This is a genomic window from Streptomyces sp. NPDC028308 (assembly GCF_055565855.1).
On record NZ_JBVHTO010000008.1, the window covers coordinates 257,128 to 275,537 of the forward strand.

The 18,410-nt window shown below is 70.4% G+C and carries 15 protein-coding genes and 1 pseudogene; 9 read left to right on the top strand and 7 right to left on the bottom strand.

Features of this window, described 5'->3' with window-relative positions; translation table 11 throughout:
- Positions 1-13 precede the first annotated feature (13 nt).
- On the bottom strand, positions 14-1,261 hold the full coding sequence (locus ACZ4VA_RS20075; RefSeq protein ID WP_355794451.1) for an FAD-dependent monooxygenase: 1,248 nt from the start codon (positions 1,259-1,261) through the stop codon (positions 14-16).
- Between the two features lie 343 nt (positions 1,262-1,604).
- Positions 1,605-2,798: an MFS transporter gene (locus tag ACZ4VA_RS20080; protein WP_355794120.1), complete on the bottom strand. Its 1,194-nt coding sequence runs from the start codon at positions 2,796-2,798 to the stop codon at positions 1,605-1,607.
- A gap of 172 nt (positions 2,799-2,970) precedes the next feature.
- Here ACZ4VA_RS20080 and ACZ4VA_RS20085 point away from each other — a divergent pair, with 172 nt between their 5' ends.
- Positions 2,971-3,501 carry an RrF2 family transcriptional regulator gene (locus tag ACZ4VA_RS20085; RefSeq protein WP_355794119.1) on the top strand — a complete coding sequence of 177 codons (531 nt, stop codon included), beginning with the start codon at positions 2,971-2,973 and terminating at the stop codon, positions 3,499-3,501.
- 30 nt (positions 3,502-3,531) lie between these two features.
- The gene (locus ACZ4VA_RS20090; protein ID WP_356170353.1) at positions 3,532-4,554 is read left to right on the top strand and encodes a ParB/RepB/Spo0J family partition protein; all 1,023 of its coding nucleotides are present in this window, start codon (positions 3,532-3,534) and stop codon (positions 4,552-4,554) included.
- A 153-nt stretch (positions 4,555-4,707) separates the two neighbouring features.
- On the opposite strand, the gene ACZ4VA_RS20095 is transcribed toward ACZ4VA_RS20090, so the two are convergent.
- Positions 4,708-5,622 (bottom strand): AfsR/SARP family transcriptional regulator, encoded by a 915-nt coding sequence (locus ACZ4VA_RS20095; RefSeq protein ID WP_355785849.1) that lies wholly within the window; start codon positions 5,620-5,622, stop codon positions 4,708-4,710.
- A 432-nt stretch (positions 5,623-6,054) separates the two neighbouring features.
- Between ACZ4VA_RS20095 and ACZ4VA_RS20100 the strand changes: the two genes are divergently transcribed.
- The 4 genes from ACZ4VA_RS20100 (at position 6,055) to ectB (ending at position 9,951) form a co-directional block, all read left to right on the top strand.
- Positions 6,055-6,873, top strand: a complete 819-nt coding sequence (locus ACZ4VA_RS20100) for a 2-amino-3,7-dideoxy-D-threo-hept-6-ulosonate synthase (protein WP_468082283.1) — start codon at positions 6,055-6,057, stop codon at positions 6,871-6,873.
- Positions 6,870-7,973, top strand: a complete 1,104-nt coding sequence (locus ACZ4VA_RS20105; protein WP_388904909.1) for a 3-dehydroquinate synthase II family protein — start codon at positions 6,870-6,872, stop codon at positions 7,971-7,973. Before ACZ4VA_RS20100 ends, ACZ4VA_RS20105 begins: the two co-directional genes overlap by 4 nt.
- Before the next feature lie 193 nt (positions 7,974-8,166).
- Positions 8,167-8,613 carry a hypothetical protein gene (locus tag ACZ4VA_RS20110; RefSeq protein WP_355785851.1) on the top strand — a complete coding sequence of 149 codons (447 nt, stop codon included), beginning with the start codon at positions 8,167-8,169 and terminating at the stop codon, positions 8,611-8,613.
- A gap of 60 nt (positions 8,614-8,673) precedes the next feature.
- A complete protein-coding gene (gene ectB / locus ACZ4VA_RS20115) occupies positions 8,674-9,951 on the top strand; it encodes a diaminobutyrate--2-oxoglutarate transaminase (RefSeq protein ID WP_355785854.1) in 1,278 nt (425 codons plus the stop codon).
- A 371-nt stretch (positions 9,952-10,322) separates the two neighbouring features.
- Here the strand turns inward: ectB and ACZ4VA_RS20120 are convergent, their stop codons facing one another.
- Together ACZ4VA_RS20120 and ACZ4VA_RS20125 are read right to left on the bottom strand one after the other, a co-directional pair.
- Positions 10,323-10,613, bottom strand: coding sequence for a hypothetical protein (locus ACZ4VA_RS20120; protein WP_355785856.1), 291 nt, complete (start codon positions 10,611-10,613; stop codon positions 10,323-10,325).
- A gap of 105 nt (positions 10,614-10,718) precedes the next feature.
- A pseudogene (locus tag ACZ4VA_RS20125) lies at positions 10,719-10,850 on the bottom strand (transposase); the annotation flags it as partial.
- 811 nt (positions 10,851-11,661) lie between these two features.
- On the opposite strand from ACZ4VA_RS20125, the gene ACZ4VA_RS20130 reads away from it, so the two are divergent.
- From ACZ4VA_RS20130 to ACZ4VA_RS20140, 3 genes are all read left to right on the top strand, one after another.
- Complete coding sequence (locus ACZ4VA_RS20130; protein ID WP_468082284.1) at positions 11,662-12,582, top strand: radical SAM protein; 921 nt, start codon at positions 11,662-11,664, stop codon at positions 12,580-12,582.
- The gene (locus tag ACZ4VA_RS20135) at positions 12,579-14,456 is read left to right on the top strand and encodes an AAC(3) family N-acetyltransferase (protein ID WP_468082285.1); all 1,878 of its coding nucleotides are present in this window, start codon (positions 12,579-12,581) and stop codon (positions 14,454-14,456) included. The genes ACZ4VA_RS20130 and ACZ4VA_RS20135 overlap by 4 nt, the downstream gene beginning before the upstream one ends.
- Before the next feature lie 368 nt (positions 14,457-14,824).
- The gene (locus ACZ4VA_RS20140; RefSeq protein WP_468082286.1) at positions 14,825-16,015 is read left to right on the top strand and encodes an MFS transporter; all 1,191 of its coding nucleotides are present in this window, start codon (positions 14,825-14,827) and stop codon (positions 16,013-16,015) included.
- A gap of 150 nt (positions 16,016-16,165) precedes the next feature.
- Here the strand turns inward: ACZ4VA_RS20140 and ACZ4VA_RS20145 are convergent, their stop codons facing one another.
- Together ACZ4VA_RS20145 and ACZ4VA_RS20150 are read right to left on the bottom strand one after the other, a co-directional pair.
- Positions 16,166-16,657: a DUF5949 family protein gene (locus tag ACZ4VA_RS20145; RefSeq protein ID WP_468082287.1), complete on the bottom strand. Its 492-nt coding sequence runs from the start codon at positions 16,655-16,657 to the stop codon at positions 16,166-16,168.
- Between the two features lie 241 nt (positions 16,658-16,898).
- Positions 16,899-18,278: an APC family permease gene (locus ACZ4VA_RS20150; RefSeq protein WP_468082288.1), complete on the bottom strand. Its 1,380-nt coding sequence runs from the start codon at positions 18,276-18,278 to the stop codon at positions 16,899-16,901.
- Positions 18,279-18,410 lie beyond the last annotated feature (132 nt).

Below are 18,410 nucleotides of genomic sequence, written 5' to 3' on the forward strand. Positions count from 1 at the left end.
TTCTCCTCGCAGGTCAGAGCCGGTGGATGGGGTGTGCGGCCGGTACGGGCGCCGGAACCGGGGACGCCGGGCCGGGTGTCGGGGTGGTCGCCGCATCGGCGTCGAAGCCGTAGAGCCAGCTCAGATGTTCCGGTTCCTGCCGGTCGCGCATCTCGCGGTCCCGGTCGGTCTGTTCCTGGCCGTCGGGCAGGTGGAACGTCCGGGCCAGGTCCCGTGCCCTGCGGTGGACCTCGGCGGTACGCGGCCTGCGCAGTGACTGGTAGCGGTGGAGCGCGGGTGCCAGGCGCGCCGGGTCCGCTTCCCACAGGCATCGGGCCAGGGTCACGGCGTCCTCCAGGGCCTGGTTGGCACCCTGGGAGAGGTACGGCAGTGTCGGGTGGGCGGCGTCGCCGAGCAGGGCGATCCTGCCGGTGACGTACCGGTCCGCGAGGTCGCGGTCGAACAGGCCCCAGCGGGTGACCGATCCGGCGGCGGTCACGACCCGCCGGACCTCCTCGTGCCAGTCGGCGAACCCGGTCGCCAGTTCGTTCATCTCGTCCGGTGAGGAGAAGGATCCGGTGCGTGCGTCGTTGCTGGCGCCGACCGCGCTGAAGTGGACGATGTCGCCGCCCCTGACGGGGTAGTACGTCACGTGGCGGCGCGGTCCGAGCCAGAACAGCACGCGCGGGTCCGTGGCGAAGGAGGGTACGGCCGCGGCCGGGACGAGGCCGCGGTGCACTGCGTATCCGGAGAAGCGGGGCTCGTCTTGGACGACCGCGGCGCGGACCGCGGAGTGCACTCCGTCGGCACCTATGACCACATCCGCGGTGGTCGTCGTGCCGTCGGCGAAGTGGAGTGCGACCTCGTCGGGCCCTTCGACGACACGGGTGCAGCCCTTGCCGAGTTCCATGACGTGCTCGGGCAGCACCGACAACAGGCAGCGTTGCAGGTCCGCGCGGTGGATCAAGTAGTAGGGGGCGCCGAAGAGTTCGGTGCAGGCCACGCCGTGCCGCACCCGGGCGATGCGGGTTCCGTCGGCCCACCGGCGTGTCTCGATCGCCTGGGCCCGGACGCCGGTGCGGGCGAGTGCCGCCTGGAGTCCGAGCCGGTGCAGGACGCGGACCCCGTTGGGCGAGAGCTGGATTCCCGCGCCGATCGCGCCCAGCTGCGGGGTCTGTTCGAAGATACGGACGTCGATGCCCCGCCGCCGCAGCAGCGTGGCGGTGACCAGTCCGGCGACGCCGCCTCCCACGATGGCGACGCGTGTCCTTGGCTGGCGCATGCGGTTCCTCCCGACCTCGTGGGGCACGTACGACGCGTGGGGCACGTACATGGGGACCGGACGGGCCTCCCGTCGCCGGGGGCCGTTTGCGCTGTCAGCCTCGCAAACGCCTGTCGAGACCCTGTCGGGACCGAGCCTCAGAAGTACTCAACATCGAGCAGGTGTACGGCAAAGGCGCAGGCACAGGGCGGGGGCGGCGCGCTTGGGCGACGCGAAAGTCCTCGGCTGCGGGGGCATCGGACGCCTCGGGAACCGTCCGGACACAGGACAAGAGCCCGCCCCGGGGGATTGGGCGGGCTCTTGCCGTTGCGGGGCCGGCGTGCGGACCGGCCGGGTGCGGGGCTCAGGCGGTGTCCTGATCCTTTGCGATGTGCTGCGGCGACAGCCGGGAGATGGGCAGCAGCATCAGCAGCGTGAGCACCGTCAGGAGAACGAACGCCGGCCTGAAGTCGCCGGCTGCGTCGCGCAGTGCGCCGACGACGACCGGGCCGAGTGCCGCACAGGCGTAGCCGACGAAGAACGCCATGGCGGCGAACCGGCCGGCCTGTGTCGCGTCCCGGGCGGCGGCGACGGGCAGTGTCAGAACCAGCGTGAACAGACCGCCGTGTCCCACGCCCATGGCAAGGACCCACAGCCAGGTGCCGGTGCCGGGGCTGAGGCCGAATCCGAGAAAGCCCACGGCGGTCAGCACGGTGGTGAGCGCGAGACCGAACCGTTTGTCCTGCCGCTCCCCCAGCAGAGCGGGAACGGCCAGCATGGCAACGACCTGAATGGAGATCATCACGGTCAGCATGAACCCGGCACGGCTCTCGCTGAGTTGGCCGTCGTCGTGCAGCAGCGGTGCGATCCAGGCCAGTTCGCAGTAGTAGAGCGCCGAGTTGCCCGCGGACACGGCGGTGATCCGCCAGGCGAGACCGGACCTCCAGGGTAGTCCGCTGGTGGCCGGCCCCTTGGGACCGTCGACATGCTCCAGGCGCAGTGAGCCCTTGGCGGCCGTCCACAGCACCATGCCGGCCACGGCGAGAACTCCCCAGGAGGCCAGGGCGCCCGGCCAGGAGTCGAGGGCGTCGGCGAGCGGCGCGCTGACGCCGGCCGCCACAGCGCCGCCCAGGCCGAGGCCGGCGGTGTAGATGCCGGTGACCAGTGCGGCGCGGTCGGCGAAGCGGGTCTTCACGACGGCCGGCAGCAGTGTCTGGGAGATGGCGATCCCGGTACCCACCACCGCCGCGCACACCAACTGCAGCCAGGTGGACTGCCCCAGGCCGCGCGCCGCGGTCGCGAGGCCGACCACGGCCAGACCGAGCAGTACGCCTCTGTGCAGTCCCCAGCGGCGGCCGACTGCGGCGGCCAGCGGCGCGCACAGACCCATCGCCAGGGTCGGGACGGTGGTCAGCAGTGACACTCCGGTCGCCGACAGGTCCAGGTCCGTACGGATCCGGTCCACCAGGGGGGAAACGGCAGCGATCGCGGGCCGCAGGTTGGCCGCTGCCACGAACAGGGCGACGGCGGCGAACCCGAGCGCCGCGGGTCCGGGCACCGACGCGCTCCTGGACTCCGCGGGACGCCCGGGGGCCGCAGTGGCACGCGATGCCGTTAAACGATCTTCTGCCTCACTCATGACCTGCACCTTCACCTATCTCGGATAGTTGGTGTCCTCGTTATAGCAGAATCACGGATAGAAAAGGTCTGCGATTGCTAGACTGCGGAACATGAAGCTGACCAACGGCGTCGAGTGGGCGCTGCACTGCTGCGTGTCGCTCAGCCAGAGCCAAGTCCCCGTGTCAGCAGGCCGGCTGGCGAAGCTTCACGGCATTCCGCCGGCGTACCTCGCCAAGCACCTGCAGTCGCTGTCACAGGCCGGCATCCTGCGCTCCACACCGGGCCCGGTGGGTGGGTACACCTTCGCTCACCCGCCCGAGCAGGTCACCGTCCTGGACGTGCTCCGCGCGGTCGACGGGCCGGAACCGGCATTCCGCTGCACCGAGATCCGCCGGAAGGGGCCCCTCGCCGTACAGCCGGAGAAGTGCACGAAACCCTGCGCCGTCTCTCGTGCCATGGCCGCCGCCGAGGATGCGTGGCGGGCGGCACTGCGGCACATCACGATCGCCGATCTCGCCGAGGACATCGACGCCGACAGCGACGGCACCGCCATGGCGGAGGTCCGGCAGTGGCTGACCGGACGTAAGGAGCCGCTCCCGTCCTCGGCGTCATCCCCCCACGACCCCCTGGGCGTGTCCTGACCGCAACACTCACCGGAGGTGCACTACGCGATGAGCCCTGAAGACGATCCCGAACCCGCACTCGCGTCAGAACTGTCCGAGGTGGAGGTCGTACCGATCAGCTGGCTGCTGCCGGCCGACTCCCCCCGCCGCCAGGGCGAGAACAGCGAACACGCCCGCCTCCTGGCCGACTCCGAGGCGCCACTGCCCCCGATCCTCGTCCACCGCCCCACCATGCGCGTGGTCGACGGCATGCACCGGCTGCTCGCTGCCCGGTGGCGCGGCAGCAGCACGATCGAGGTGCGCTTCTTCGACGGTCCGGAAAAAGACGCCTTCGTCCTCGCCGTACGGACCAACGTCCGGCACGGCCTGCCGCTGTCCGTCGCCGACCGCACATCGGCCGCCGCCCGCATACTGCGCACCCACAAGGACTGGTCCGACCGCGCCGTCGCCTCCGTCACCGGCCTGTCCGCGAAATCCGTCGCCGCGCAGCGGGTGAAGATCCAGGGCGATGCCGCCGGCCGCGCGGCCCGGGTCGGCCGGGACGGCAGGGTCCGTCCGCTGAGCAGTGCCGAGGGCCGGCGGACCGCGGCCCGGCTGCTCGCCGAGACCCCTTCCGCGTCGCTGCGCAGCATCGCCCGGAAGGCGGGGGTCTCCCCCGGTACGGTGCGCGACGTACGGGACCGGCTGAGGCGCGGCGAGAGCCCCGTGCCGGCCAGACAGCGGGCGGCCCGGCATGCCGTGCGTCCGATCACACCGCCCGCGGCGGGGCCGTACGACCAGCCGGTGCGGATGTCTGCCGAGACCCGCAAGGCGACGTTCCGCAGCCTGTGCCGCGATCCTTCCCTGCGGATGACCGAGACCGGACGCCTGCTGCTGCGCATGATGGAGCTGCACATGACGGCGGACCACCGGCGTATCGCCGCTTCGGTTCCCGCGCACTGCGCCGACTCCATTTCGGAGATGGCCACGGCCTGCGCCGAGGAATGGCAGAACCTGGCCGACGCTTTGCGGGCCGCCCCTGCCCCCTTTGCCACGGCACTGCCGCGGGAAGCGGTGCTGGCCGCGCCATGACCGGCCGCAGCGCGGCCGGCGGCGGTTCGCCAGACCGCTGAGGGCTCGGCGCGGACGCAGGAACTGCCCGGGCGGTGCGCACCCCGGTCGGCTCGTCCGGCTTGTGGCCGAGCAGCACGGCTCGGCCACAAGCCGGACGAGCCCCTGGGACTCTCACACCATGCCGGGCTCCGATTTCAGTATGGCCAACTGCAGTTCCCTGAGCGGGGCCCCAGGTTCGATCCCGATCTCGCTCACCAGTCGGGTACGCAGGGTGCGCAGCACCCCCAGCGCTTCTGCCCGGCGTCCGCCCAGGGCAAGAGCGCGGACGTACTGGGCGTGCAGCCCCTCGTGCAGCGCGTGTTCCCGGGTCACGGCGGCGAGCTGGGTGACGGCCTTCTGGTGCATGCCCGCCTTGATCTGCGCGTCGGCCCGGACCGCAATGGCGTCGAGCCGGGACTCCTCGAAGAACCGCCGTTTGGCGTCGAGCACGGGCCCTGCCGGGGCGTCCACCAGAGCGTCGCCCCGCCACAGCCCCAGGGCGGCGTCGAGCGCGTCGATTCCCGCCGTGGTGTCGCCCACTTCGAGAGCCTTCGTTCCGAGGTTCTTCAGCCGCTGGAACTCCGACCAGTCCAAGCGGACGTGGTGACTCCTCAGCCCGTAGCCGCCCGCCCCGGTCACCAGGATCTCCCGGGCGACATAGGCGGCGGAGCAGCCCGTCAGTTGAGACACTATTTTTCGGCAGTTGAGAATATAGGTCTGCAAGGTACGCAGGCCGGTCGCCGGGGGCCTTTCCCGCCAGAGTTCGCGCATGAACGCATGGATGGGAACCACCTGGTCGGCATGGACCAGCAGCATGGCCAGAACCGTGCGAATCTTCGGCGCGAGTGCCACACCTTCGGCCGACGCGGAGATATCCAGATGCAATGGTCCGAGAATTCCGCCGTGAATGGCCACCCCGGCGCCCTCGACCGGCGGACGTTCTCGCGCATACCCTTCGGGGTTTCCTTCGTTCAAATGCTTCGAGTGATACACCAGTCCCCCATCAATCGCTTCGAATGCATGTGCCGGTGATCCGTAGAGATTCATTCAAGCAACACGAACATACACATCGGTTTGCTCATCAACCAGAAGCGCATGGGACCGCTGTGGCGCTCAAGCCACGACCGTCTCTGGCACACGAGGCCGCGGGCGCCCGTGGTCACACCGGTCGGACGCCGAACACCGGGGCTTCCCCACCACGCCTGTGCGGAACGGAAATGGCGCGATCTGCACCCGGCTCGCGCCCGCCCGGGCGCTCCTCGCGCCAAGCGGAACCGGGCACTTCCCATGGGCAACTGCGGAATTCTCCAGTTGCACGCCCGTGACCGCCCGCCGGATCTCACGCCCAAGCGTCGCCATGGCCGTCACGAGCTGCGGTTTGACGTTTTCTCCAACCGTTTCTTGAACGCGCTTTGCCAGGCTACCGACGACCCCTCATCGACTCCGTCTCCGCCGAATCCCCGTCAGAAGGAGCGCAGGATGGCCAATGCCACACTGACAGGACGTGCTTTACGCTTTGCCAGGCTGGCCGGTTACGGGGACGGCCGACTTGTTCTCGTTCCGCTGGACCACTCGGTTTCGGACGGGCCCATCACAGCGGCCGTGCGTTTCGACGAACTGGTCCGCGACATCGTCGCCGGCGGCGCCGACGGCATCGTCGTGCACAAGGGACGGGCCCGGCTGCTCGACCCGACGCTGTTCGCCACCTGTTCGCTCATCGTCCACCTCAGTGCCAGTACCGTGCACAGCCCGGACGGCAACGCCAAGGTCCTGGTCGCAGACGTCGAGGAGGCGTTACGTCTGGGGGCGGACGCCGTCAGCGTCCATGTGAACATCGGCTCCGACACCGAGGCGAAGCAACTGGCCGATATGGCCAAGGTGGCGGCCGCCTGCGACCGGTGGGGTATGCCGCTGCTGGCCATGATCTACCTCAGGGGCCCGAGGATCACTGGTCCCGTCACCCCGGAACAGGTGGCCCACGTGGTCACCCTGGCCGCGGAACTCGGTGCCGACCTGGTGAAGACGGCCTTCGCCCAGCCTGCCGACGGCATGACCGACGCGGTCGCCGCCTCTCCGTTGCCCGTCCTGGTCGCGGGCGGCTCCCACGACACCCGGGCGAGCCTGGGCGAGTTCGCCCGTACGGCCCTGGCTGCCGGTTGCCAGGGTCTGGCGATCGGCAGGCGGGTCTTCACAGCGCCCGCGCCCGGACGGCTGGTGCGGGAGCTCGTGGACATCGTGCACGGCCCCACCGTGGCGCCGGTTCCCTTCTCCTCCTCGCGATTGGCAGGTGTGCAGTGAAGCTCAGTTGGATCGACATCCGTGACGTCGGCTCGGCCAAAGAAGCCATTGTTCAGGAGGCGATTCACGCCCGGGTGGACGGCATCCTCGCCGCTGACCCGGCGGACCTGGAGCCCCTGCCGCCCACCGTGAAGAGGGTCCTGTTCCCCCAGGACCGGCCGCTGCCCGAGGACTTCGGGTCCGCCGACGTGGTCGTCGTCGACCCGGCCAAGCACGGGGACCCCGCCGAACTCGCCGCGCGGCACCCGCACATCGAGTTCGGCCGGTACGTGGAGATCGTGGACGCGCCGACGCTGGAGAACGCATGCCGTTCCGGCCGGGCCGACCAGTGGAGCCTGCTGCTGTTCCGGGACCCGACGAAGATCCCGCTGGAGATCGTGATCGCCGCGGCCGCCGGCGCTAAGGGAAGCCTGATCACCGTCGCCCAGGACGTCCAGGAGGCGGAGATCATCTTCGGGGTACTCGAACTGGGCTCAGACGGTGTGCTCATGGCTCCCTCGCGGGTCGGCGAGGCGACCATGCTGAAGCGGGCCGCCGAGACCGGGGTGCCCGACCTCGACCTGGTCGAGCTGGAGGTCACGGCGACCGCCCATGTCGGCATGGGCGAGCGGGCCTGCGTGGACACCACCACACACTTCCGCAAGGACGAGGGCATCCTGGTCGGCTCGCACTCCAAGGGAATGATCCTCTGCGTCAGTGAGACGCACCCACTGCCATACATGCCCACGCGCCCCTTCCGGGTCAACGCCGGAGCCATCCACTCGTACACCCTGGCCGTCGACCAGCGCACCAGCTACCTCAGCGAGCTGGGGTCCGGCAGCAAGGTCACAGCCGTCGACATCCACGGGAAGACGCGGCTGGTGACGGTGGGGCGGGTGAAGATCGAGTCGCGCCCCCTGCTGTCCATCGACGCCGTCTCCGCGGACGGCCGGACGGTCAACCTCATCCTGCAGGACGACTGGCACGTACGCGTCCTCGGCCCCGGTGGCACGGTGCTGAACAGCACCGAGCTCAAGCCCGGCGACAAAGTCCTCGGGTATCTGCCCGAGCAGGACCGGCACGTCGGCTATCCGATCCACGAGTTCTGCCTGGAGAAGTGACCGCATCTCGCCGTCCGTTCGGACCGGCGCGCCGCGGGCCGGCGCCGGTCCGAACGAGCCCGCACCGGCCCTCCCGACACCGAACGGTGCCGAGCGACGCTCGCAACACCGCCGGGCGCCCCCACCACCGGCAACAGACACCCGTCCGCCCCGGGACACCGCTTTACGGGCCGCAGGCAGGAGACAGCTCACCATGTCCGACGCAGACATCTCACATCGCGCGGCCCGCCTACCACAGCGGCGTCGGCAGTGGCCCGGCATGAAACGGCAGGGCCTCGCGCTCCGGTTCACTCTGATCATCGGCGACCGTCGACTGACAGAGGCCCTTCAGGTCGTGTGCGACAAGGACGCCGTGATGCTGGAGTTCCCCGAGACCTCCGTCCGTATCGGCCTCCGTCGGCTGCTTCCCGAACAGGACGGCGGCGTCGTACTCGACTGCCGGGCCACCTACCACCCCGGCGATCGCGGGCAGCGCGAGAGCACTCGCACCTGGCAGCGGGTGCTCTCCGGCCGCCCTGGTGCGCTGCACCAGCGCGAGGCCCTTCTGCGGGAGGTCCTGTCCGCCCGCAGTCACGCTCCCGGCCGGGTCGTCGTCCGCCCGACCCTGGCCTCGCTGCGCTACCTCGCGGCCGCGGTCTGAGATCCCACAGCTCCTTTGCCAGCCGCCCGTCCACACTCGTCTGCCGCTCAAGGATGTGCAATGGACCGTCATCACGGGGCCGATCAGCCTGATCCGGACGTCTTCGAAACCTTGGAATCGGAGGTGCGCAGCTACTGCCGCGGCTGGCCGACCGTCTTCGACCGCGCCCGCGGCACGCACCTGTACGACGAGCGGGGCCGCGCCTACATCGACTTCTTCACCGGGGCGGGATCGCTCAACTACGGCCACAACAACCCCCTGTTGAAGCGCGAGTTGCTCGCCTATCTCCAGCGTGACGGAGTCACCCACGGCCTGGACATGTCGACGGCGGCCAAGCGCACGTTCCTGGAGACCTTCCGTTCCCTGATCCTGCGGCCCCGCGAGTTGCCGTACAAGGTGATGTTTCCGGGTCCGACCGGCACCAACGCTGTGGAGGCGGCGCTCAAGCTGGCCCGTAAGGTCAAGGGGCGCGAGACGGTCGTGTCGTTCACGAACGCCTTCCACGGCATGTCCCTGGGATCGCTCGCGGTGACCGGCAACGCCTTCAAGCGGGCGGGTGCCGGCGTCCCGCTGGTGCACAGCACGCCCATGCCCTTCGACGGTTATCTCGACGACGCGCCCGCCTTCGCATGGTTCGAGCGGCTCCTGGCTGACAAAGGCTCCGGTCTCAGCCGGCCCGCGGCCGTGATCGTGGAGACCGTGCAGGGCGAGGGCGGCATCAACGTGGCCCGGCCCGTATGGCTGCGCGCGCTGGCCGACCTATGCGAACGCCACGACATGCTGCTGATCGTCGACGACATCCAAATGGGCTGTGGCCGTACCGGCGCCTTCTTCTCCTTCGAGGAGTCCGGCATCGTCCCGGACATCGTCACTGTGTCGAAATCCATCAGCGGCTACGGACTACCGATGGCGCTGTGCCTCTTCCGCCCGGAACTCGACATCTGGGAGCCGGGTGAGCACAACGGCACGTTCCGCGGCAACAATCCCGCCTTCGTCACGGCCACCGCGGCGCTCAACTCCTACTGGACTGACGACCAGTTGGAGAAGCAGATCCTCCTGCGCGGCGAACAGGTCGAGCAGGTGCTCACGTCGATCCGGGCGGAACACCATGAGGAGACCAAGGAGTTTCGAGGGCGCGGCCTCGTGTGGGGCCTGGAGTTCCACGACAGGAGCCGCGCAGAGCGCGTCGCCGGGCGAGCCTTCGAACGGGGCCTGCTGGTGGAGACCTCCGGCCCGGACAACGAGGTGGTCAAGCTCCTGCCGCCGCTCACCGTGACCCCCGACGAACTCGACAAGGGCCTGCGCGCCCTGGCCGAGGCGATCCGCGACACGGCCTGACTGCCATCGGCGCACGGTCTTCACGTGCCACAGCGGACCGCGTCCCGGCCGATCCGGCGGCCCACATACGCCCCATCTGGCATCCCACGAGGCCACGGGGCCTGGCGCGTAGCGCGCAGCGTGTGAGGCTGCAACTGCGCCTCCCGCCCTCTGCCCAACCGGTCGGCGACAGGCTGGCTCAGTGGTTCCTCAACGGCCGTCGCACGGGTCGTCGCCTACATGCATCGGCTTGGTGTCGACCGCCAGGCAGGAGGAGTACACCCGTGGCGGAGTGTGCTGCGGGTCCGCTTCCGTCGCGGCGCTCACGGCGCTGATTGCCACAGCACCGGCGCAGATCAGCCCCGCTACCGCGGGGAGCCCTATACGGCGCCTCACCGGCCGCCGCCAAAGTGGTCAAGAATCACATCACGGCAGTCTGCCGCGCCGCCCGTCGTTCGCGAGAAGGCCAGCACACCGTCGTCGTTGCCATCCGCCTTGGCCCTGTCCAGCTGCGTCTCAATGTCCGAGATGTACTCGGCACACTCGGCGCTGACGGGCTTCTCGGGCTGCGCCTCAGGCTCCACGGAGGCATTCAGAGCGGCGGTGGCACCGATTCCAGCAGCGCACAGCACCGCCCACGCGGCGACCCACGTACGGCAACTCATCCCTAACGGCTTGGGCATCCAGGCATTTTACGAGCATTGCTCGGGCCGGCGCCGTCGCCGGGGTGGAAGGATGCTCGTTCTGCCATGCCGGGAGGCTAGAGGTTGTCCCGTGTGGGCCGTGAGTTATCCGGTGAGGGCCAGGTTGTAGAGCCGGGCTATGCCGAGCAGGGCCTGGTGAACTCCGTCGCCCTTGAGCCGGCAGTCCCGCAGGATCTTCCAGTTCTTCAGCCGCGACAGAGCATGTTCCACCCGGGCGCTGAGAGTCGGTACCGGCAGCCCTCAAAGCGATGAGGAAACACGCACAAAGGGCATACCGGCGCTACGCATGACAGCTTGGGCACCCCTGCCCCCGCCAGCCACCGCAGACCGGCCAATCGGAGGAAGCCAGGGAGACCATCGCGGCAGGCGCTCGGATACCAGTCGGACACCACGAAAACTCGCAGCGTGCAGCGCGTCAATGCCGGTGGTGAGCCGCTTGGACTGGAATTCGTCGAGGGCCAGCCGGTGGCGAGACCGACTGGACTGGATGAACGGCGAAGAGCCCTGGCTCGGCCACGACCCCGCGCCGCGCGCCGCGCACACTGGGGCGACCGCCCGGCTGTGGCCTGATGCAGAGCACCCGGACGGTCTCCCCATCGAACTGCCGCTGGCCCGATTGCCGGACTCCTGGGCTCCGTACAAGCCCAGCTCGTTCCTTTCCTAGCCTCCATCGAGGAGCGGGCCGCCCGGTATGCCCCGCTCCTCGCCCTTGGCCGCCTTCTCCTCCGCTCTGCTCTAGGGACCACAACTCCCCCTCACCTCCCACCTGGCGCTCAGTCTGCGCACCATCGCGCGCACGGAGGAGGCGGACGCACTGGCCGAGGAAGCGGTCCGGCGTGCCAAGGAGACTCCCGGCAACGCCCACCCGACCACCCGGGCCGTACTAGCCGGCAAGCATCTCGACTCCGACATTGGACCGCCGACCACCTGAACGGCGTAATTAAGCGTGCCCGCCATCGGGGTTCAGCCCTCGACTCCCTAGGATTCTGGGATTCACTCCGCCGACGCACCAGAGCGACCGATGCCGATGCCCGCCACCAGCCTCCCGACCGCCGGACCGGACGACCGTCAGGAGACGGTGCCCTTCCGGCAGTTCCTGCTGAAGGCGCACAGTAGGTGCAACCTGGCCTGCGCCTACTGCTACATGTACGAGGCCGCCGACCAGAGCTGGCGCCGACGGCCGAGGACGATGGCTCCGGAGGTCGTCAGCCGGACCGCCGGTCTCATCGCCGCCCACGCCCGGGAACACGCGCTGGGCAGGGTCGACGTCGTGATCCACGGGGGCGAGCCGCTCCTGGTCGGAGCCGAACGGCTCGCCGCACTCTTACAGACCCTCACCGGCGCCCTCGCCGGAGTCGCCGAACTCCGGCTGACCACGCAGACCAACGGCATCCGGCTCATCGAGGATCCTGACCTGCTGCCCGTCCCGGACCGCTACGGCGTACGCGTCGGGGTCAGCCTCGACGGCACCGCCGCCCTTCAGCAATTCCACCGCATGGGCGACCGCGGGCGCCAGCCCGAACAGCCGGGCGTCCGCACTCCCCACCCGACCCCGGCGCACAGCGCCCGTCGCCTCGTACGCCTCACCCAGTGCGCCGAACGCGGCGCCCTCGAACAGGCGGACTCACTCAAGGCCAGCTATCCCGGAGCCCCAGCTACCGGACTGCACGTGCTGAGCGACACCTTCGCCGACGCCGCACCGCACCCCGGTTTCCGCGCCTGCCAGCGCGGGACGGCCGGCCTCGAGCCGGTGTGCCGGGCCCGCCCACGGTCACGAGTCAGCGGCGGAGGCCTCTACGCCCACCGGTACCACCCCGGCTCCACTCCCCTGTTCGCCGCGCCCTCCGTGTATTGCGACGACTTCGCCGTACCCATCGACCACATCGGCGACTGGCTCCGCAGAGACGTGGCCCGGCTCGCTCGGTCGGGACGGGAGGCGATCCGGTGACGCCGGCTGCCAAGATTCCGCGCGTTGGCCGGAGTTCGGCCGAGCCCGTCCCGCGAGTCATCGACCCCGCCACGTTCGCCGACCTCGCCCGGGCCCGGGGCGGCGCCCGAGCCGTGGCCCAGCTCGGCGCCGGGCAGTTCAGCAAACGTATGCTCCTCGCGGACGCGCTCCGGCGCACCGCCGCCGCGGGGCCGCCGGCCGTCGCCGCCGAGGTCGCGGGGATGTACGAACGGCTGGTGGACCTGAACCGCCGAGACCGGCGGGCCTGGCACGCGGTCATGATGCACCCGTTTATCGATGAGGGGCTGGCCCGCGCCCTTGGTGCGCTGGACCGGGGTGAGCATCCCGAACTGGGCTGGCTGGAAGACCTCTTGGACGGCACCCGGCAGGGGAAGTGGCCAGTCGTGCGCACGGTGTGCGACGAGCAGGTGCTGCAACTGTGGCTCGCCGACAGCGGCTCCCTGCGAGACGCGCACGGGCATGCCCTCACCGAACCGCTCGACGACAAGCAAGTACTGCGGTGGCAAGAGGCATTGGAGGGTGCCTGGGAGATCCTGGTCAGGCGACACCCCTGGCACGCCGAAGCCGTAGGCGCCTGCATCCAGGCGCTGGTGCCGTTGTGTCCCGGCACGGACGGCACCGCGGTCAGTTCCGCCGCCCGCCGCGCCTACGGTGCGATCGCGGCTTCGCTCCCCGACGACCCGGTCCTGCTCGCGCTCACCCTCGTCCACGAGTTCCTGCACGTCCAACTGGGCGCGCTGCTGGACCTGGTGCCGCTGCACGGCCCCCCTTCGGACGCCCGTTACCACGCCCCCTGGCGGCCAGACCCCCGTCCCGCGGGCGCCCTTCTCCAGGGCACCTACGCCCATCTCGGCGTCACCGACTTCTGGCGGGCCGAACTCGCAGCGGGGGTGGGCGGCGAGCGGGCCCGGCACGAGTACGGCACCTGGCGCGGACACACCGAGGACGCGGCGGCCACCCTGTTGGACAGCGGGGAACTGCTGCCCGCCGGCGAACGGTTCGTCCAGGGAGTGCGCGAGGCCGTGCGACGCGAGCCGGTCGTCACCAGCCGGCTGCGTGAGCGGCACGAACTCGTCGATCAATTGCGCCAGTTGGGGCTCAGCACGGGCGACACCGTCCTGGTGCACGCCTCGCTGCACGCCCTCGGACCCGTCCGCGGCGGCGTGGACACCGTGGTCGACGCCCTGCGTGACGTGCTCGGTCCCACCGGCACTCTCACCGTCTACACCCAGACTCCCGACAACTCGGATCCATCCCGGTGGCCCGGCACACGGGGATACGCGGTGCCGAAGGAGACCTGGGACACGGAACGGGACAAGGTTCCCGCGTTCGACCCGGCGCGCAGTCCCAGCTTCGGCGTGGGCGTCCTCTCCGAGCGTGTATGGAGGCAGGACGGTGCCATGCGCAGCGCACATCCGCAGAGTTCCTTCGCCGCTCTGGGCGCCGAGGCGGCCTACGTCACCGCCGACCACGCCCCGGACTGCCACCTGGGTGAGGACTCGCCACTGGCCCGGCTGGAGAAGCTCGACGCCCGGGTGCTGCTTCTGGGCGTGGGGTACGACGTGTGCACCGCCTTCCATCTCGCCGAGTACCGTGTTCCCGGGCGGCCGAGGAACACGTACTCGTGCGTCGTCGCGGCGCCTCCTCCGCAGGGCCGCCGCTGGTACCGGTACCGCGACGTCCTGCTCGACTCCTCCCCGTTCGGCGAACTGGGTGCGGCGTACGAGGCCACGGGCGCTGTGCGCCGGGGTCGGGTGGGGAGTGCGGACGCCCGGCTGTTCGGGCTGGCGCCCGCGGTCGCCCATGCGGTGGAATGGCTGAAGGCCGGCGGCTCGAACTCGACCGAGAGCTGATCCTGGAGGCGAGGCGGCCGGTGCGTTCGGCGGGGTGACTCGGCTCCGCTCAACTCACCTGGCCTCAGCCGGGTTGGCCCGCTCGGTTAGACCAGCCACCGTCACAGTCGGCAGCGAAGCCAGAGCCAAAGCCCGAGCCGCCGCCAGCACCAGCGATCGCCCGTTCCCAATGGACACTCCCGCCACGAGCGGTGAGAATGTCCGCCACACAACACCTAGATTTCTGCCCGGTGATGGAGTCGGTGCGGGGAGCCGTGCCCCCTCTCCGCGCCACCACTGGACGGTTCCAGGCGGCAACACCGGGTCGGCGCTTTCGGGCACCGGCGACCCGGACAAGCCGTCCCGCCGGGCGGTGAAATGGACTCGCCGTGCCCACGGCGAACTACCGTTCCTTGCTGCGCACCCCGGGCGCCGCCGCGTTCTTCCTGCCGGCTTCGCTCGGTCGGGTCGGCATTGCGATGACCAGTCTCAGCATCGTCTGGCTGGTACACGGCCACACCGACACCTTCACCTCGGCTGGACTGGTCACCGGCGCTTTCGCCGTGGCCGACGCGGTCCTGGCGCCCCAACTGGCTCGGCTGGTGGACCGGTTCGGGCAGACCAGGGTCCTGCCGCCGTCGTTGTTCGCCCACGCCGGTGCGATGGCCGTACTCGTGATCCTGGTGGCGGCCGACGCGTCCCCGGCCCTTCTGGCGCTGGGCGGGGCACTGGCCGGGGCCTGCGTTCCCCAGCTCAGTGCGATGTCCGCCGCACGCTGGGCGGCACTCCTCCGTGCCGACCGCGCCGGAGAACTGCCCACCGCCTTCGCGTTGGAGTCCATCAGCAACGCGGTGTCCTACCTCGTAGGGCCGACGATGGTCAGCGCGCTCGCCGCGGCAGGGCATCCCGTGTTCGGCACGGTGCTGGCCACTTCCCTGTCGGTGGTCGGCGGTCTGGTCCTCGCGGCGCAGCACCGGAGTGCGCCCCCACCGGCAGTCCGCGTCACCGCGCGCGACGCTCGTGAGGACCGCTCGCTGCTGCGCCGCGACGTCTTCTTGCTCATGGGCATGAATCTCGCCCTCGGGGTCTTCTTCGGCGCCATGCAGGTGTCGGTGACCGCCTTCGTGGTGGAGCGCGGTGTGCCAGGAGCCGCCGGCCCGGTCTTCGCCCTCTCCAGTTGCAGCGGGCTGCTGGCAGGCTGGCTGTACGGGCTACGCCGGTGGAGCGTCGTGGCGTCGACGCAGCTGCTGGCGACGACTGGCGTGCTGATGTGCGGCACGCTGTTGCTCGTGTCGGTCGACTCGCCATGGCAGCTGGCGGCGGTCGTGGTGCTGACCGGTGCCACCATTCCGCCGCTCCTGGTGCTGTTCTCGTCGCTCACCGAATCGGCCGTCCATCAGTCCGTCCTGACCCAGGCCTTCTCCTGGCTCGGTTCCGCCGGGGCGGCCGGCGACCAGCAGACCGCCCTGGCCGCACTGGGCGCCGTGAACGCGCCGGTCTACTCGCTCGCCAAGCCCAGCACCGCGGGCAATCCGGCCGGCGGCAGCCCGGTGACGTTCGTCCTCGGTTACAAGCCCTGAACCATCCGTGCCCCCGCCCCGCTCCGGCGGGTGCGGGGGCACTCCTCGGTGACCGGCGCCGTCGTGTCTCGGCACGCGCCGCGTGTCACCGCGTATGCGCGAAGGACGCCGGCCGCCGCCGTGGGTCCACGGCCGCGGCCGCCGGTCGGGTCAGCGGTCGCGCAGTTTGCGAGCCGGCAGGACGACGTTGGCGGACAGCTTCAGCGTCTCCTCGTCGTTGGCGAAGGCGGCCAGTGCGTCGTTGTCGGTCAGTTCCCCGCCCGGCCACGTGCGCGTGGTGAGGATGAGACAGGCGTACCCGCGCTCGGCGACGACCGCGAGCCACTGGTCCGACGGGACGATCTGCGCGTTGATCTGCGGCATGGAGAGGACCACGGACCCGTCCACGACGAGCAGGCGGACCGGCATGCTCGGCCGGGAGCTGCCGTCGACCAGGCCCTCCTCGATCGAGAGTCCGCAGTTGCGCACCAGCTGCTCGACGGCGGCGGCGGAGCCTTCGGGACCGTTCTCACCGTCACCGAGGGAGAAGGCGAGCACGTAGGGGATGGCGCCTTGCGGCGTCTCGCGGCTCCACGACATGGCGACGAAGGTCCCCACCTCGGCGGAGCGCACGGGGCGCGTTTCTGTTGAGTTCGAGGTCACCGCGTGACCGTATCGGCGCGGCGGCGGCAGTCTCCCCCCTCGCTCACTCGACCGGGTGACACGTGAGGGGTTCTGTACCCGAACGAAGGACGGCCGGCGGTCGGGCTGCGGTCTGACGTGCTCTTCTGCGTGGCGCTGCCGCCGGAGTGGTCCTCTGGGCACGCGGTGCGCCCGCAGATTGGGATGTCTGCGGGCGCTTCTGCCGCCGCGGGGACGGAGCGTCGCGCTCCGGTCGGCTCGTTCAGTCCGGCTGAGCGCCCCGGTCGTCGCGCCGGTGCCGGCGGGCCGCGACGAGGGCGGGGACGACGCCCACCGCCAGGACGAGGAGTCCGCGCTTCCACACCTCGCCCTCGACGCGGGTCGCGAGGAGGACGCAGGACGCGGCGCCCAGGACCGGAACCACGACCGGAACCCGGAAGTACTCGCGGTCGACGGGGTCCTTGCGCAGTACCAGGGCCGCGGTGTTGACCATGAAGAAGACCACGAGAAGAAGGAGCACCAGCGTCGAGGCCAGGGTGGCGACATCACCGGTGAGGGCCAGGAGCAGCGACAGCGCCGTGGTGACGGCGATCGCGACCCAGGGGGTACGGCGCTGCGGCAGCACGGTCGCCAGCTGACGGGGCAGCAGTCCGTCCCGGGCCATGCCGAACGCCAGCCGGGAGGACATGATGCCGGTCAGCAGGGCCCCGTTGGCCACGGCGACCAGGGCGATCGCGCTGAAGAGCCGCTCCGGTACCCCTCCCGCCGCCTTGACGACCTCCAGCAACGGACCGCTGGAGTCGGCGAGGACCGTGGCGGGTACGGCGGCGGTCGCCGCGAGCCCGACGAGCACGTAGACCAGTCCGGCGGTGCCGAGAGCACCGAACAGCGCCCGGGGATAGGACCGCACGGGGTCGCGCGTCTCCTCCGCCACGTTGACGGACGTCTCGAAACCGACGAAGGAGTAGTACGCGAGCACGGCGCCGCTGAGCACGGCGGCGGCCGCGCCCTTCTGCGGGGTGCCGAGGTCGGTCAGCGCATCGACGTGTCCGTCACCGCGCAGCACGATCCACGCCCCGAGCACGACCACGATCAGCAGGCCGCCGACCTCGATGACCGTCGCGACCACGTTGGCGCGGGTCGACTCCTTGATGCCGCGTGCGTTGAGCAGGGCGAGCGCCGCGAGGAACACGATGACGACCGCCGCTACCGGCAACGACACGAACGCGGTCAGATAGTCACCGGCGAAGCCGCGGGCCAGCGCGGCGACGGAGACGATGCCGGCCGCCAGCATGCAGTAGCCCGCCAGGAACCCGGCGAACGGTCCGTAAGCCCGTGTCGTGTAGTGGGAGGCTCCACCGGCGCGCGGGTACTTGGTCGCGAGTTCGGCGTAGCTCCCTGCGGTCAGCATCGCCAGGCACAGCGCCACGCTCAACGGCACCCAGACCGCTCCGCCGGACGCGGCGACGATCTGTCCCACGAGGACGTACACGCCGGCCCCCAGGACGTCACCGAGGATGAAGAAGTAGAGCAGCGGCGTGGACAGGGCGGAATTGAGTGGGCTCTGCTTGGGTGTCCGGTCGTCGGGCTGCGGCCCGCGCCGCGCCGGCTGCGCGGATGCCGAGGACTTGGAGGTGTCCATGTGGTCAGGCCGCCTCTCGCCCGACGGCCCCGGCCTCACGGCGAGGGTGCGGGAGATGGCGCCCGAGCCGCGGAGTCGGGGCCGGGTTCCTCGGTCGTCGAAGGCCGGGCCGTCCCGACGCCTCCGTGCGGA